Here is a 16,838-nt window from a genome sequence, read left to right on the forward strand (position 1 = left end):
GCCTTCAGGGAAAGGGCGGACCGCACGGGCCCCCTTCCGCAGAGAGAGGCAGGCGGGGGACCTTCAGGTCTCCACGCACCTGCTCCGGGGGCGCCGCCCCCTCGCGCCTCGGAGCCAGGCTCCTGCGCGCGAGGGGTGTTGGTGCATCGCGAAGGCATGCCACGAAGCCCAACGACGACCGGGGTGATCAGCAGGGGTTGACGGCCCACAGCACCAGCGTCCAGCGATCCTGGTTCAGGGCATAGACCGCCTTGTACGAGAAGGTGCTCTCGAAAGGCTTGCCGCTGATGAAGGCCTTCACGGTCCGCTTGCCCGTGACGACGGCCGAAGTGTTGGTCGTGAACTTCACGCTCTCCACCTCGCTGCGGATGGCCTCGTAATAGAGGTTGCCTTCCTTCAGGCCCCGGATGAGCTCGTCGCGCGACTTGAACTGGAAGTCACCGCCAGCGGAGCTGAAATCAGCGGAGAACTCCTGCGCCACCGCATCCACGTCGCCCTTCACCAGGGCCTCGGTCGAGCGGGTCTGCGCCTTCAGGACATCGGCCTCCGACAGCACGACCTCATGAGCGCTCGCCGTCAGGCTCAGGGACAGCATGGCAAGGGCAATGATTCCCTTTCGCATCAGTTTGGACCTCCTTTTGGAACAGGTGGAAAGTTGAGTATTCACCTTGTTTTTCCATGAGACAAGGTCTTTACGGGTTTTGGCCTCACATCTGCAGGCTAACGCACCGCAACACTGGGAGTGTGTGTTCGGACCCGGGGCCGGGTGTCGTGGCGGGGCCGCCATGCGGCCAGGAAGGGTGCTTCACCTCCAGAAGCCGTGCATGCTGCCCGACCCATGAGGATCGTCATCACTGGGGCCAACCGTGGCATGGGGCTTGAGCTCGCGCGCCAGTATCTCGCCCGGGGCGACTCCGTTCACGCGGGAGTCCGGGAGCCGGAGCGCGCCGCCGAGCTCGCGGCCCTCGCGGAGTCGTCCGGCGGCCGGCTGCGGATTCACCCTTGTGACGTGGCGCTGGACGCCAGCGTCCGCGCGTTCGCGTCCGCGGTGGCCGAGCCCGTGGACCTGCTCATCAACAACGCGGGCATCCGCAACAGGGTGCGGGCGGATGGCATCGAGGAGCTGGACCTGGATGACGCGGCCCGGGTCTTCCAGGTGAACGCGCTCGGAGCGCTCCGGGTGACCGGCGCGCTGCTGCCGCTGCTGCGCCGAGGCCAGGGCGCCAGGGTGGTCAGCGTCAGCTCGGGGCTGAGCTCCATTGGCGACAACACGTCGGGCGGCGCCTATGGCTACCGCATGTCCAAGGCCGCGTTGAACATGGCCGCGCGCTCGATGGCCCATGACCTGAAGGGCGACGGAATCATCTCCGTGGTGCTCAGCCCGGGTTGGGTGCGGACCGACATGGGCGGCGCGAGCGCGCCGACGCCGGTGGCGGAGTCGGTCGCGGGGCTCATCGGCATCATCGACCGGCTCGCCCCGGGGGACAGCGGGAGCTTCATGGACTTCCGCGGTGAGCGCATCGGCTGGTGAAACCCCGCCTCCTGCCCGCGGCGCTGAAGACGTATGTATTTATTCACTGCGGGAGGAGAAGGTTTGGGCGGGGGTGGTGTCCTTGACGCGCGCGGCCTCATCAGTCAACTTCCCGACTAAGCAGGCTGTCCAGCTCCCTCGACTTCACGCTTGCTTCAAGAGGAGGCGAGGGGGCCGGTGGCTGATGCATCGCGCCATGTGAAGGAAGGGACCCATGCCACATGACCTCGAAGTGCTGAAGGAGTCCCTGGTCGGGCTGGGAACCACCAAGGTCGCCCATCTGGACGGGACGCTGCTGGCGCACATGGTGAATGTCTACAGGGGCCTGGAGCGTTTCGGGTGCCCGGAGCACGTGATGCTGGCGGGGCTGTTTCACGGCGTCTACGGCACGCATGCCTTGCAGGCCACCGGTGTGTTCGAGCTCCAGGCGGGCCAGCGTGAGCATGTGCGTGCGCTCGTCGGCGCCCCCGCGGAGCGGCTTGTCTACAACTTCTGCGTGATGACCTACGAGTCGCTCGGCAGGAGCATGCGCAACGTGCTGCGGAAGGGCGGCCGGCCCGAGCTCCAGGACCGGTGCACGGGCGCGCTGGCGGACGTCACCCTGGAGGACTTCCGTGAGCTGCTCTGGGTGAAGCTCGCCGACCTGCTGGCGCACATTCCGCAGCTGCCGCCCGAGACCCGCGACATGGTGGTCGCGGACTACGGCCCCTTCTGGCAGCTCGTCGCCGAGTACCTCGGACCCGCGGCGGTCAGCGGCTGGAACGACGTCCTCGGAGATGTCCTGAGAATCCAGCCGCGAAGGCGTCTGGCGTCCGGAGCCGGTCCGCACTGACCGGACGGCGAGGACCTCGCCACTTCCCATCCGCTACGCACCGAGCGGTGCGGCGGTGAGTCTGGTGGAGAGCCTTCCACCTTGCGTCTCTGCCCTGTCGCGACTTCCCGTGGACTCTCCGATGCAAGACCCGGCTCTCGAAGGTTTTAGGCTGTCTCCGCAGCAGGAACGCCTCTGGGGGCTGCAGCGGGACGGCACCGCCTATCGGACGCAGTGCGCGGCCGTCATCGACGGGGAGCTGCACCGGGACACCCTGCTCGCGGCGCTTCAGCACCTGGTGGACCGGCATGAGATCCTCAGGACGTCCTTCCGCTCGCTCGCCGGGGGAGACGTCGTGCTGCAGGTGATTTCCCCCAGCGCCACCCCCTGTCTCCAGGAGCAGGACCTGGGCGCGCTGGCCCCTGCGCGGCAGGAGGCGCAGGTCGAGCGGTGCTACCAGGAGGAGTGGGGGCGGCCCTTCGAACTGGAGCAGGGCGTGAAGCTGCGCGCCACGCTGCTGCGGCTGGCGGCCGGGCGGCATGTGCTCGTGCTCGGCGCGCCGGCGGTGTGCCTGGATGCCGGGTCCATGGAGCGGCTCCTGGAGGAGCTGGCGCGGGTCTACGCAGCGCTGCGGCGGGGCCCGGCTCCGGCCCAGGACGAGGTGGTGCAGTACGCCGACTTCGCCCAGTGGCAGAACGACCTGGAGGAGACGGACGCGGGCCGGGAGGGGAAGGCGTACTGGGACGCGCAGGTGGGGCGGGCCGAGGCGGTGCCGCGGCTCGCCTTCGAGCTCGACTCGAAGGCCCACCCCCTGGCGGTCCGGGCGCTGACGCTCGATGGAGAGACGCTCGCGGGGCTCGAGGCGCTGTCCCGGCGCGAGGACATCCCCACGTCGTCGGTCGTGCTGGCCTGCTGGCAGGTCGTGCTCTGGCGCATGGCGGGACAGCCGGATCCGCTCGTCATCGAGGTGCGCTCGGATGGACGGAAGTACGAGCACCTGCACTCCGCGCTGGGGGCCTTCTGCCAGTACGCCCCCCTCCGGATGGGGCTCGACGCAGGGGCCGCGTTGGCGGACGTGGCGAGGCAGGCCGGCGCCGCGCTCCGCGAGGCACACCGCTGGCAGGAGTTTCTTCCCGCGACGCTCCGGGCGAAGCAGGACGAAGGGCTCGGCGCGCGGCGGATCGGCTTCTCCCACCAGGACTGGCCGGCGGCATGGCGGGCGGAGGGCGTCACCTTCGAGGTCGGCCGGCTCGACAGTCGCAGCGAGCGGCTGAAGCTGGAGCTGGTCTGCGTCCGGCGGGGAGACGGGCCTCGGCTCGAACTGCGCCATGACCCCACGGTCTACTCCGCGCGGAGCATCGACCAATTGCAGGACGCGCTGGAGGCCCTCGTTGGAGCCGTGGCGCGGGAGTCGCGCGACCCGGTCGGGGCGCTGCCCATCCAGGGCGCGAAGGCGCGCCAGCTCATGCTCGAGCAGTGGAAGGCGCCCGCCAGTGGCGGGCCGCCGTCCCGGTGCATCCATGCGCTGTTCGAGGCCCAGGTGGAGCGCACGCCCGAGGCCCCCGCGGTGACGTACGAGCAGGTCCAGCTCACGTACCGGCAGCTGAACGCGCGCGCCAACCAGCTGGCCCGGCACCTGCGGGGCCTGGGGGTGGGGCCGGATGCCGTGGTGGGTGTCCGGGTGGAGCGCTCGGAGCGGATGATTGTCGCGCTGCTCGGCATCCTCAAGGCCGGTGGCGCGTGGCTGCCCATCGAACCCTCGCTCCCGGAGGCGCGGCTCGGCCACCTGCTCCAGGAGGCCGCGGCGCGCGTGCTGGTGACGGAGCGGGACCTGGCGGGCGCGGCGGGGGCGAAGGCCGCCGTCGTGTGCCTGGACTCCGACGAGGAGGTCCTCTCGCGCCAGGGCGTGGAGAACGTGGGCGGCGGAGCCGGCGCGAGCAACCTCGCGTATGTCATCTTCACGTCGGGGTCCACGGGGCTGCCCAAGGGCGTCGCCGTGGAGCACCGGCAGCTGGCGGGCTACGTGCAATCGGCCATCGAGAGGCTCGCGCTGGCGGAGCTCACCCGCTTCGCCACCGTCTCCACGTTCGGTGCCGACCTGGGGCATACCGCCATCTTCCCGGCGCTGTGCACGGGGGGGCACCTGCATGTGATTTCCCAGGAGCGTGCCTCGGACGCGGACGCGCTGGCCGACTACTTCGCGCGCCACCCGTGCGAGTTGCTGAAGATCGTCCCGTCCCATCTGGCGGCCCTGGTCGCGTCCACCGCGCAGCCGGAGCGCATCATGCCGCGCGAGCGGCTGGTGCTCGGCGGCGAGGCGCTGACCTGGGGCACGCTGCGGGTGTTCCAGTCGCACGCTCCTGGCTGCCGCATCTTCAACCACTACGGCCCCACGGAGACCACCGTGGGCGTCGTCGCCGGGGAGACGCAGGCGCATGCCCAGCCGGGCCTGGCCGCGACGGTTCCGCTCGGCACGCCGCTCGCGCAGGCGGGGCTCTACCTGCTGGACCCGGGGGGCCAGCCCGTGCCCGGCGGGGTGCCGGGCGAGGTGTACATCGGCGGCGCCACGGTGGCGCGTGGGTACATCCATCGTCCCGGGCTCACCGCCGAGCGGTTCGTCCCGGATCCGTTCTCCGGGACTCCTGGTGCGCGCCTCTACCGGACGGGGGACCGCGCTCGGGCCCTGCCCGATGGCGCCATCGAGTTCCTGGGACGGGTGGACCGGCAGGTGAAGCTGCGCGGGTTCCGGGTGGAGCTGGGCGAGGTCGAGGCCGTGCTCCGCGGACATGCCACCGTCAAGCAGAGCGTGGTGGTCGTGGGAGGTGAGGCGGGCTACCAGCGGCTGGATGCCTACGTGGTGGGCGACGCCCTCCGGCCTCCGTCGGAAGACGAGCTGCACGAGTACGTGAAGGCCCGGCTCCCCGACTACATGGTGCCCGCCCACATCATCGTGCTCGACAGGATTCCCCTGACCCCCAATGGGAAGATCGACTCGCGCGCGCTGCCCGCGCCAGAGCACCTGCTGACGGAGGCGGGCACCGCCTCCCTGGCGCCGCGCACGGGGACCGAGGAGCTCCTGGCCGGAATCTTCATGGAGCTGCTGGGGCTCGACCGGGTCGGCATCCACGACGACTTCTTCGACATCGGCGGCCACTCGCTCCTGGCGACGCGGCTGCTGGCGCGCATGCGCGACGTGTTCCAGGCGGACCTGTCCCTGCGAGACGTCTTCGAGTCACCCACGGTGGCGGGCCTCGCGGGCATCGTCGAGTCGCTCTTGCGTGGCGAACCGGAGCCCACGTTCGAGCCCATTCCCGTGGCGCCGCGCGAGGGCGGGCTGCCGCTCTCGTTCGCCCAGGAGCGGATGTGGCACCAGGACCGGGTGGCGCCCAACAGCCCCAACACCACCGTCGACGTGCTGCTGTGGCTGACGGGGCCCCTCGACGCCGGCGTGCTCTCCCGGGCGCTCGAGGAGATCGTCCGGCGGCACGAGGCCCTGCGGACCACGTTCACGCGGAGGGGGGAGCAGCCGGTGCAGGAGATCTCCGGGGCCGGGCCGGTGTGCGTGACGGCCGAGGACCTGGGAGCGCCAGCGGGCGCGTGGGAAGAGGCAGGGCGGCGGGTGGCGCAGCTGGCGCAAGGCGCCTTCGACGTCCGGGAGGGCCCGCTGTTCCGGGCCCGGCTGTTCCGGGTACGCCCCGAGGAGCACGGGGTGCTGCTGAGCATGCACCACCTCGTCTCGGATGGCTTCACCCGGGGCGTGCTCATCCGCGAACTCGCCGCGCTGTATGACGCCTTCAGCGCCGGGCGGCCCTCCCCGCTGGAGCCGCTGGCGATCCAGTACGCGGACTTCGCCGTCTGGCAGCGGGGCCTCCTGCGAGGAGCGTCCTGGGAGCGGCACCGGGACTACTGGACGAAGCAGCTGGCGGGAGCGCCCGCGCGGCTCGCGCTCCCAACGGCCTCCACGTCCCGGAGCGGAGGGCCCCGCCGCATGGCGGTCCACCCCTTCACGGTGCCGGAGGAGGCCGCCGCCAGGCTCCGGGAGCTGGGCCGGCGGCAGGGGGTGACCCTCTACATGGTGCTGCTCGCCGCGTGGCAGACGCTGCTCTCGCGGCTCACGGGGCAGGAGGACGTCGTGGTCGCCTCGCCGATGGCGGGGCGGAGCCGGAGCGAGACCCAGGCGCTCGCCGGGCTCTTCGTGCACACGCAGCTGATGCGCACGGACCTGTCCGGGGACCCGCCGTTCCAGGAGCTCCTCGTGCGGGTCCGCGAGGGGGTGCTGGGGGCAGGCGCGCACCAGGACCTGCCGCTCGCGACGCTGGCTGGAGACCTGGAGCCGGGCGCCGCGCCGGGCTCCTGGCCCAGCGCGCAGGTGCTGCTCGTGGTGGAGAACGCGCTGCGGGAGCAGCCGAGGTTCGGGCCTCTGGTGCTGGAGCGGGTGCAGCGGCTGGGCGAGGACCGGAGCGAGGCCGCCAGCCACGAGCTCGCCCTACGGGTGGGGGTCACCACCGGCGTCCTGGAGGCAGGGCTCGAGTACAACACGGCGCTCTTCGAGCCCGCGGCGATGGAGGAGCTGGCCCGGCGCTGGCTGCGCCTGCTCGAGCGGATTGGCGAGGATGTCCAGCAGCGGCTGTCCGCACTGGCGTCGTGAACGGCGCGGCCTGGGAGAGTCCAGCATGAGTGAGTCGGGTTCAGACCATCCCAAGGCGCCGCCCTTCCCTGGGCCGGGGCCGCGCCGCAAGCCGGTGAAGCTCTCGGAGGAGTCGCTGGTCCGCGGCGGCCTCCTGCTGCCGGACCGGTCGCTGCCCTTCGCCGTGCAGCCCACCCTCCCGGGGATGCGCCTGCTGACCTATGCCACCGGCCACCGCGAGCTGCTGGACCCGGCGCTGGCCCGGCACGGCGCGGTGCTCTTCCGGGGGTTCAGCGGCCTGACCCCCGCCGGGTTCGAGCAGCTCATCGGGGAGCTCTCGGGAGCGCTGCTCGAGTACACGCACCGTTCGACGCCGCGCACCCGGGTCAGCGGGCGGATCTTCACCTCGACGGAGTACCCGCCGGAGCAGACCATCCCGCTGCACAACGAGCAGGCCTACGCCCGCGGCTGGCCGCAGCGCATCTACTTCTGCTGCATGCAGGCGCCGGCCCAGGCAGGTGAGACCCCGCTCGCCGACAGCCGCCGCGTGCTCGCGCGCATCAGCCCCTCGGTGCGGGAGCGGTTCCGTCGGACCGGGGTGATGTACGTGCGGAACTATGGGGAGCAGCTGGATCTCCCATGGCAGGAGGTGTTCCAGACGCACGACCGGCGTGAGGTCGAGGCCTACTGCCGTGCCATGGGCATCTCGGTGGAGTGGAGGGACGGCGGCCGGCTGCGGACCTCCCAGGTGGCCCAGGCCACGCTGACCCACCCGGTGACGGGGGAGGACGTCTGGTTCAACCAGGCGCACCTGTTCCACTTCTCCAGCCTGGAGCCGGCGGTGCGAGACGCGCTGCTGGCCGTGTTCGAGCCCGAGGAGCTTCCCCGGAACGCCTGCTATGGCGACGGGACGCCCATCGAGCCGCCGGTGCTTGAGGAGATCCGCGAGGCCTACCGCGCGGAGGAGGTGGTCTTCCCCTGGCAGGAGGGGGACGTGCTGATGGTGGACAACCTCCTGGTGGCGCACGGGCGCCGCCCGTTCACGGGACCCCGCAGGATCGTCGTGGGCATGTCCTCTCCCGGCGGCGCGGGTCCGGGGCCCGAGTCTCCTTCTTTCCAGGGCACCGCCGCGTGCCCGCCCACGAGGGACTGATGGCGGCTTCGACATTCGAGCGCGCTCGGCGCGAGATTCAGTACGCGTACGAGAAGGTCGCCTTCTTCCGCAAGCACATGGACGGGGCCGGGCTCGTCCCGGCGGACATCCGGGAGCCCGCGGACCTGCTGCGGCTGCCGCCGACGCAGAAGGTGGACTACCGCCGGAGCTTTCCCGTAGGCGTCATCGCGGCCGGGTACAACCTCCGGAGCCGTCACGTCCTGCGCTTCCAGAGCTCCGGCACGGAGGGGGAGCGGCTGGTCAGCGTCGTGTTCTCCTACGACCTCGCGCGCCGCCAGGCGACGTGCCTGGAGATCAACCCGCGGTTCGAGGCCCTCTGGAAGCCCGGGCTGCGCCTGCGCACGTGCCGCTACGCGGCGCCGAACTGCTCGGACGTCGAGTGCTCCAATCCGAACAGCGTGATGCGCGACCGCCTCCTGGCCGACGGCACGCTCGTGCTGCCCGTGTACCACGACCTGCTGACGACCCCGCCGGAGCTGGCGTCGAGGGCGCTCGACGAGATCGCCGAGTACGACCCCCACTTCCTGTTCGTGGACCCGACGCACTTCGCGTTCCTCATCCGGCAGCTGCGCAAGGCGGGCAGGGCGCCACACAAGACGCGCGGGTTCTGTATCAACTCCGGGTACACGCTCTGCACCCGGGTGGCGCGCCGGCAGATCCAGGAGTGCTTCGGGCCCGAGGTGCCGGTCGCGGACATGCTCGGCATGTCGGAGCTCGGCTACCTGGGCTTCGAGTGCCCGGAGGGCAAGCTGCACCTCAACGCGAGGGACTACCACGTCGAGTTCATTCGCGATGGGCGCCCGGCGGAGCCCGGCGAGCTGGCCGAGCTGGTGCTCACCACGCTCGAGGACAAGCTGTCGCCGCACATCCGGTACGCCACGGGCGACCTCTACCGCTTCAGCGCGGAGCGCTGCCCCTGCGGCAACCCGCTGCCCGTGGTCCTCGCGGAGGGGCGGGCGAAGAACATGCTCTGGCGCAAGGAGGGCACCGTGCTCACGCCTCGGGAGCTGGACGCGCTGGTCGGGGACGCGCCGTGGATGGACCTGTATCGCATGGAGCAGACGCACGAGGACGCGTTCTCCTTCCAGTTCCTGCGCAACGAGCGCGCGGACGCCGGGCTCGAGGCCGGGTTGGCCGAGCGGCTGAGGGACGCGCTGAAGACCCCTCACCTGAAGTTCGCCGCGACCCAATACCTGCCGTCGGACCGCGGAGGGAAGTTCATCTCGTGCGTGTCAGCGGTCGCCATGAACCACGTCCAGCGAGGCCCGAGTGGAAGCGCCTGCTTGTAGAGAAGACTTTCCCGCGCTCACCCGCCGGATCGACGGCCAGCGGATCACCTACCTCGACAACGCGGCGACGACGCTGAAACCTCGCGCGGTCATCGAGGCCATCACGCGCTTCTACACGGAGAACGGCTCCAACATTCACCGCGGCAAGCACTACCTCTCCGAGGAGGCTTCGGACCAGTACGAGGGGGTGCGCTCCAAGGTCGCCCAGTTCCTGGGGGCGTATGGAAACGAGGTTGTGTTCGTCAAGAACACGACCGAGGCCCTGAACCTGGTCGCGGGGGGGCTGGGCCTCTCGCGGGACGACGTGGTGGTGGGCAGCTTGGACTCGCACCACGCGCAGCTGCTGCCCTGGCGCCGCGTCGCGAACCTGAAGCTCGTCCAGGTGGACCGGGAGGGGCGCGTCGACCTGGAGCACTACCAGGAGCTGCTGCGGTCGCGGCCGAAGGTCGTCGCGCTCACGCACTGCTCCAACGTCACGGGCGCCATGGCGCCCATCGAGGCGATGGCCGCCGCGGCGAAGGAGGCCTGCGGCGCCGTGGTGGTGGTGGACGCCGCGCAGTCACTGCCTCACGTCCGGCTCGACGTGTCCCGGAGCGCGGTGGATTTCGTGGCGTTCTCGGGGCACAAGCTGCTGGGACCCACGGGGGTGGGGTGCCTGTTCGGGAGGCGCGAGGCGCTCGAGGGGCTGCGGCCGCTCATGGTGGGGGGTGGGATGGTGGACTGGGTGGACACGCAAGGCTCCCGTGAGCGGAAGATCCCGCATCGCTTCGAGGCAGGCACGCCGGCCATCGCCTCCGTGCTGGGGCTGGGGGCGGCGCTCGGCTATCTGGAGCAGCTGGGCGAGCAGCGCCAGCGCTCGCATGAACGAGCGTTGACGGAGGCCCTGCTCAGGTGCGCGCTGTCCCGGGACTACGTGGAGCTGTTGGGGCCGCGCACCGCCGAGGAGCGCTGCGCCATCGCGACGTTCCGGATCCGCGGGTGCGAGGACCTGTCGGACGTCGCGCGGTCACTCAGTGACTCATACGGCATCATGTGCAGGAGCGGGCACCTGTGCGCCCAGCCCATGGTGGATGCCGCCGCGAGCGGAGAGGTCCTGCGAGCCTCGGCCTACGTCTACAACACGCCGGAGGAGCTGGAGCGGTTGTTCCAGGCCCTCGACGAGCTGGTGGTGTTCCTGGCGCGGTAGGGGCCGGCGCGGCGCGCCAACCCGCGATCCACCGCCTACGTCCCGCGGACATGATTGCTACACACCCCTCGCATGGGTCTCGGCGGGGGAGTCACAATCATAGACCTGATAGAGGGGGAGCCATTGGGGAGGCGGACGGCCTTCGCGGGAGCTCCAGCCGCCTGGGTGCAGTCTGCGTCCGCGGCCTCTGTCCATTCCGGGTCCGCCGTGTCTTGGGCCATGGCGGCTCCTGACAAGAAGAGGAGCGAGAACGCCACGATTCATGTTTTGACGTGTCAGACAGAGGTCTACGCCTTGCTGTGCGTTTCGCCGAGCCGCTTCGCTCGCTCCTCGGCCTCGCCCGGCACGTCGAACTCCGTCGGGTCGAACAGCGGCCGGAGCTCGACCTCCACCTCCTCGCCCTCTGGCACGAGGAGGTGGAACGGCGCGCGCATGGCCCACTCGAGTGCCTCGGCGAACGTCTTGACCTCGATCAGGCTGTAGCCGGCGATCAGCTCCTTGGCTTCGACGAACGGGCCATCGATGACCCTGCATGTGGTCCTGCTGTACCGCACGCGCGCGCCGCGGCTCATCGGCGTGAGGCCGGCGAGGTCGAGCAGCACGCCTGCCTTCCGCAACTCCTCGTTGAAGTGGTGCATCGCGACCAGCGCCTCTTGGGTGGGCTTCTGGGCCGCTTCGGCTTGCTGCGTCGCCTTCACCATCATCATGACCTTCATCGCGAGTCTCCTTGTTGGCGTATCCGATGCGACGACGAACAGCGCGCCGCCGGATCGACAGCCGCGATGCGGATTTTTCCGTGGGAGAGGGACGGCGCGTCACACCCAGGTCGCTCCTCCGGGCGCCAAGGCCCACCGGACTTCCACGCGGGCAAACCAGGGGGCGAGGGCCTTCACTCTGGATGCGAGGCTTCGGGTTCCCGAACATGCATCGTTGGGCGGTGCCTTCGAAGAGATAGCCACGCTCCCTTGACGCGGCTCGCTGCGCGGCGGTGCTCCTTCGCCGGGTCATCGCGGCCCCCGTGGTGTCATCAATGAACGAGTGGATGAACGCAGATTGTCCACGAAGAGAATCGCATTGCTGTTACTTTCCCCGCGCTTCTTCGCGAGCCAAGGAGTTATTGTACGATGCGATTCTTCGAACGGGCTGTCTATCTTTGTGCCGCCGCTCTCCTCACTGCCTGCGGCGGGGGAGATGGGATGACCGGGCAGGACGACGCGCTGGCGCAGCAAGAGTCCGCGGTGTCCTCCGCGTCGCTTGATGGATGCATCTACAGCATCTCCGCCTATCCACAGTCGGGCGTGACGCCGACTGTCTATGATATCAAGCTCTTCCGCCAGCCCATCCCGTCGTGTGGGTATGGTTACGGCACCGTGACCCTGGGCACGTCCGTCATTTATGAGCCGACGCGGTCCGTGGCGGTGAACGCGCTGGGACTCGCCGCGAGCTACACGAAGAAGTCGAGCGTCAGTGGCAGCTCGCCCATCACCCTCAGCGTGCACCAGGTGGACCCGGCCACGCTGACCGTCATCCGGAGCAACAGCCTGGGCGTCTACCTGGGGGCGGGCAACATCGTGTCGGAGAACGTGGCGATCGCCGCGGACGGCACCACGGTGACCGTCTCGGGCTCGAAGACCGGCGTCATCTATGGAGAGAGCGGCAGCGGGAGCCACTACACCGCGACCTTCGTGGACTTCTTCACCAGCACCACGCCGCCGACCGTCGCGGCGTTCCCGTGAGGCTTCGCCTCGCACCTCGGTCCACATGAGGTTTGGGGGCGGGAGAAACCTCGTTCGAGGACTCCCGCCCCAAGGCTCACGGCCTGCTCCATCCATGGGCATCGTGAGAGGCTCCGGCGTCACGCCATCGGTCAGGCCCCGGTGCCGGATGCGGGCTCGCGGCTTGTGCTCTTCACGGCGCGGCGAGTGCCCCCGTTGCCTGCGCATCGGCATCCCGCGCGCGGGCGTCCAGCACTCCCTGTCCGTCCTTCATCACGAAGCGCACCGAGCGCGGCGCCCTTCCTGAAGCCGCGGACCCGGTCCCTCGGTGCCCAGCGGGTGGGGCTTCGACCTGCTGCGTCGCAGCGAACGCACTTCGGATGGGCGCACCCAGGGGAGCCATGGATACTTGCTTCTGAGTTCCACCTTCCCCCTGAGGACATGGATGTCGGCGACGTCGAACGGTGATGCGACCCAGGCCCTGCTCGCGCTGTGCGCGGACAGGAGCCGCTGGAACGAAGAGCTCCATGCGGAGACGGTGAAGGACCTGGTGGCGCGGGGCGCGGACGTGAACGCGCGCGACGCGTCCGGGATGACGCCCCTTCATGCCGCCGCGGAGTTCGGGACGGCTCCCGTGGCCCAGGTCCTGCTCGAACGAGGCGCGGACGTGAACGCCATCGATGGGCTCGGACGCACGCCGCTCGCCGCGGCGCGGCTCAAGCAGGAGGACCGCTGGGTCGTGTATAGCGGGCGCACCGCCGACTTCGACGCCGTCCTCCAGGCCCTGGAGGCCGCTGGAGGCAAGCCGCGCATCCCCTTTGAGCGAAGCGCCGACCCCTTCGCGCCCTTCCCCGTGGATGGCGACGCGCTGCTTCAGGCGCTGGAGGCACAGGGAAGAGCGCTCTCGTTCCGCCACACGCCCAACTCGGCGCAGGAGGTCGCCGGGGGGCTGCACAGCCTTGGCGAGCCCAGCAAGGCGCTGGCGATGTTGAAGGTGCTGCGGGACACGCTCGGGATGGCGCCGCGAAAGGCGCACCTGAAGGGGGACCTCACGCTGGACCGAGCCTTCTTCCACCATGGCGACCTGGAGGTGGATGGACACCTGCGGATCCACGGGCCATTCGCGGTGACGGGCAGCGTCCTCGTGCACGGCGTGGTGTGGGACCGCGGCAGCGACTCGCTCGTGAACGTCCTGGGCGACGTGAAGTGCCACGCGCTCCATACGAGTGGTGAGCTCTCCATCGGAGGCATCCTCGAGGCGCGCGACGTGGTGCTCGGCTACTACAACGACCACATGCTGAAAGCGGCGCGCATCCGGGCCGCTGTCGTCATCGAGGATGACCACGCCTTCCTCTCCACCGTCGAATCTCCCCACCACTTCGACCTCGAGCGCTATCGCGACGGAGCGGGCGTGCACGAAGAGCTGCAGGCGCTCTTCGTCGACGAGGTCTTCGAGATGGACGACGAGGAAGAGCCCCGGCTCGACAGGCGCAAGCTCTTCGAGCGCATCAGTAAGGGCCTCCCCGTCTTCCGGAAGTGAGCCCTCTCGGAGCGTCCGGATGAATCGGGCGCTCCTGTCCGAGACGTTCGGTGCCCCAGGCCGCGATGGGATGCATGAGGCCGCGGCCGCCGCATGGGCGGATTGGAGCTCTTGCCGGGGCCCTGGTGGGGCAGGGCGGGGTCGCGCTCGGCTTGGCGCCCTCTTCGCCACCGGGCATCACCTCCGAGCGCCAGCGGCGCGCTCGTCGCGAGGGACGCGTCCCGTGGTCAGTCGTGGGTTGTCTTTTTATGTGAATCATTGATGGAGGTTGCGGATGTCTATGTAATCGCGTCTGGCTCGTTTCATGTCGAGGATTCCCCTGCTCGCGCCCCTGGCCGCCCTGAGCGCCGTCACCTGGAGCATGCCGGCAGAGGCGCGCCCGCCCGGGGGTATCCTCGGCGGCGGGTATTACGACCATCAAGGCCCGCCGCAGTGGTCGGAGGTGGCTTGCCCGTTCAGGGTGAACCACATTCCCTGTAATGGCCCATCACCCGCCAAAATCGCCGGCGACAGCGCGTTGGGTTGCTCCGACAAGAGCTCTGCGTAATCCACCGTTCTCGTGCGGCAGGGGGATGGGCGCGGCATGGAGCCGCGAACATCCCCCCTTTGGCGGGGTGTTGCTAGCCTGCGCGGATGGCAACGACGGAGACGAAGTCCACCGAGGGTGCGCAGGACCTGCCTCGTCCCTGGAATGACGTCGGCAACTTCCTGAAGGAGGGCTGGCCCTCGTTCGTGGAGACGCATTCGGACGGCTCGCCGCAGGCGGAGGCCCTGGATGGGGCGGTGACGGAGGCATTCCAGCTCTGGGGCGCGCCGCTTCCCTCGGACCTGGCCTGGCTCTTCGCGCCTCTCGCCGCGCGCTCGCCGCCAGCGCTCGCGCAGTTCACACCCGGCTCGTACGCGCCCCGGCTGGCGAGGACGGGGAACCTGGCCGAACAGCGCATCGTGGCCGCCCAGCAATACCGGCCCCTGTGGAAGGAGCTCCTCACCGGCGTCGTCGAAATCGGATCCACCTCGGCGGGTGATATCTGGATGTATGGCCGTGAGCCTCAACGCGGCACGGCGCGTGCGCAGATCTACCTCTACAGCCACGAGACGGAGGTGCTCGAGACGCCGCAGGCCGCCGACCTCGACGCCCTCGTGTTCCGCGCGGCGCTCGTACGGGCCCACCGACGAGGAGAGGTGGACGCGGCGACGTTCGCGGCCGCAGGCAAGTCGCTCGATGGCTGCGTACGAGACCTCTTCTTCGCGGACGTGTTCCCGGAGGTGGCGTCGTACAGGGCCAAGGTGGCGCCGGCCTACAACAACGACCTGCGCGGAGGCTGGCTCGCGACGCTGCTCACGGAGGTGGATGCCTCCGACAGGGAGCTGCGCGGCGCCTTCAACCTGGAGATGAACAAGCCGCTCACCGAGGAGCTGCTGGCCTCGAGCGTGGAGCGCTTCAAGCACTTCCCCCCGGCCGCGTTCTACTTCTGCCTGGCCAGCTTCTTCTCCGGCGACGACGCGCGGCTCACCCAGGCCCTGGAGTTGAGCCGGCTGAGCGAGGCGCCGCTCATCAAGGACCTCGTCACGTTGATGGAGGAGCTGCGCGCGGGGCGCAAGCAATTGGGCATCATCCCGGACGTGCATGCCCTGCGTGCGCGGGTGATGGCGCTGGAGCTGTGGGACCCGGAGGCAGGGGCGCGGGCCTTCGAGAAGGCCGTCGCCGCGGCCCAGGAGCCGGTCGCGCGCGCCGCCAAGGAGGGCACGCTGGACGCGTTCGCCTGGGCGTCGGCGAAGGACGCCGCGGTCCTCGCCGCCGTGGAGAGGGCCTACGCGGAGGATGCCTCGATGGCGCCCTCGCTCTCCCTCCTTTCGACGTGGACGAACGAGGAGGGGTATCGCGACGAGGCGGTCATCGCCCGGCTCATCGCGGAGGGGGACCGCCGGCTGGTCCCGCTGCTGGCGGCTCGTGCCCGGAACGAGGAGGACCGCTCGAGCATCATCGCGTTGGATGTGCTCGCGGAGTGGGCCGAGCCTCGCAGCGTGGAGTGGGTGAGGGACGCGGCGAAGGTCGTCGACCGCTTCCATCTCAAGCGCCACGCATTCATCCGTCTGGTGCAAGGCGTGGGGGACCCGGCGAACGCGAAGGCCTTGCTGTCCATCGTGCAGGCGCATCCTCCCCAGAAGGGAGACTCCGCGCGCAACAAGATGCTCGCCGCGCTGACGGTCGCGCTCGGTGAGCTGGGCGACCCCGCGGCGGGCGACGTGCTTTTGCCATACCTGGACACCCAGGTGACGGACGTGGGGTCGGAGGCGCCCATCCCCTTGCACGACGCGGTCCTCTTCGCGTTGGGTGCGTTGGGTGAGACGCGGGCCCTCGCGCCATTGGTGGCGAAGGTGGAGGCGAACCAGTGGGCGCCCTCGGACTCCCCCGCGCTTTGCTTCGCGCTTGGCCGGCTGGCGGAGGGCGCGGACGCGGAGACCCGGGAGAAGGTGGTGTCGATGCTGGATGCGAACCGCATCACCCGGTTCACGTACACCGGGGTGGACGAACAGACCCGGCAGCGGACGCGGGCCTCCCTGTTCAGCGAAGTGGGCGGACAGACGCGGACGACGGCCGCTCAGTTGATGCTGGAGGACGCGCTGACAGGGCTCACCGAGGGGGCCGTGCGAGAGGCGTCGCTGGCCAACATGCGGGAGCTCGTCACGGGAGTCCTGGAGGGCTGGGCGTCGAGGCAGGACGCTCAGTGGCGCGGTTACGAAGGGTACGCCCTGCTGGCCTGGACGCTGCTGGCGCTGCGGCGTCACCCCGAGCTGGGGCGTGAGCGCGCGAACCCGTTCGTCGGCTTCTCCGTGCCGCTCGTGCGTCACCTGGCGAAGCAGGTCGCGCGCGGGTAGCCGTCTCTCCTGCGTGCCCACGTTCTCCGTGCGCACGCAGGGGTTGAGCCCGTGCCCGGGCTAGGACTTTCCGTGCGAGGACCCC

The 16,838-nt window shown here is 70.0% G+C and carries 11 protein-coding genes; 9 read left to right on the forward strand and 2 right to left on the reverse strand.

Annotation, left to right across the window (positions count from 1 at the left end; genetic code table 11):
• Positions 1–187 precede the first annotated feature (187 nt).
• On the reverse strand, positions 188–622 hold the full coding sequence (locus tag FOF48_RS04915; protein WP_161664051.1) for a nuclear transport factor 2 family protein: 435 nt from the start codon (positions 620–622) through the stop codon (positions 188–190).
• Positions 623–838: 216 nt separating this feature from the next.
• On the opposite strand from FOF48_RS04915, the gene FOF48_RS04920 reads away from it, so the two are divergent.
• The 6 genes from FOF48_RS04920 (at position 839) to FOF48_RS04945 (ending at position 10,618) form a co-directional block, all read left to right on the forward strand.
• Positions 839–1,531, forward strand: coding sequence for an SDR family oxidoreductase (locus FOF48_RS04920; protein WP_143898942.1), 693 nt, complete (start codon positions 839–841; stop codon positions 1,529–1,531).
• 214 nt (positions 1,532–1,745) lie between these two features.
• Positions 1,746–2,363, forward strand: a complete 618-nt coding sequence (locus FOF48_RS04925) for a DUF6817 domain-containing protein (RefSeq protein WP_143898943.1) — start codon at positions 1,746–1,748, stop codon at positions 2,361–2,363.
• Between the two features lie 121 nt (positions 2,364–2,484).
• Positions 2,485–6,990 (forward strand): non-ribosomal peptide synthetase, encoded by a 4,506-nt coding sequence (locus FOF48_RS04930; RefSeq protein WP_143898944.1) that lies wholly within the window; start codon positions 2,485–2,487, stop codon positions 6,988–6,990.
• Between the two features lie 25 nt (positions 6,991–7,015).
• On the forward strand, positions 7,016–8,122 hold the full coding sequence (locus tag FOF48_RS04935) for a TauD/TfdA family dioxygenase (RefSeq protein ID WP_143898945.1): 1,107 nt from the start codon (positions 7,016–7,018) through the stop codon (positions 8,120–8,122).
• Entirely contained in the window at positions 8,122–9,432 is a 1,311-nt protein-coding gene (locus tag FOF48_RS04940; protein ID WP_143898946.1) for a phenylacetate--CoA ligase family protein, read from the forward strand. The genes FOF48_RS04935 and FOF48_RS04940 overlap by 1 nt, the downstream gene beginning before the upstream one ends.
• Positions 9,413–10,618: an aminotransferase class V-fold PLP-dependent enzyme gene (locus tag FOF48_RS04945; protein WP_143898947.1), complete on the forward strand. Its 1,206-nt coding sequence runs from the start codon at positions 9,413–9,415 to the stop codon at positions 10,616–10,618. Before FOF48_RS04940 ends, FOF48_RS04945 begins: the two co-directional genes overlap by 20 nt.
• A gap of 287 nt (positions 10,619–10,905) precedes the next feature.
• Here the strand turns inward: FOF48_RS04945 and FOF48_RS04950 are convergent, their stop codons facing one another.
• Entirely contained in the window at positions 10,906–11,334 is a 429-nt protein-coding gene (locus FOF48_RS04950; RefSeq protein ID WP_143898948.1) for a YciI family protein, read from the reverse strand.
• 480 nt (positions 11,335–11,814) lie between these two features.
• Here FOF48_RS04950 and FOF48_RS04955 point away from each other — a divergent pair, with 480 nt between their 5' ends.
• From FOF48_RS04955 to FOF48_RS04965, 3 genes are all read left to right on the forward strand, one after another.
• Positions 11,815–12,354: a hypothetical protein gene (locus tag FOF48_RS04955; RefSeq protein ID WP_143898949.1), complete on the forward strand. Its 540-nt coding sequence runs from the start codon at positions 11,815–11,817 to the stop codon at positions 12,352–12,354.
• 424 nt (positions 12,355–12,778) lie between these two features.
• Entirely contained in the window at positions 12,779–13,873 is a 1,095-nt protein-coding gene (locus FOF48_RS04960; protein ID WP_143898950.1) for an ankyrin repeat domain-containing protein, read from the forward strand.
• 633 nt (positions 13,874–14,506) lie between these two features.
• A complete protein-coding gene (locus FOF48_RS04965; RefSeq protein ID WP_143898951.1) occupies positions 14,507–16,753 on the forward strand; it encodes a hypothetical protein in 2,247 nt (748 codons plus the stop codon).
• Positions 16,754–16,838 lie beyond the last annotated feature (85 nt).

Origin of the sequence: Corallococcus sp. Z5C101001, assembly GCF_007352635.1 — a bacterium.
Classification (GTDB): Bacteria; Myxococcota; Myxococcia; order Myxococcales; family Myxococcaceae; genus Corallococcus; species Corallococcus silvisoli.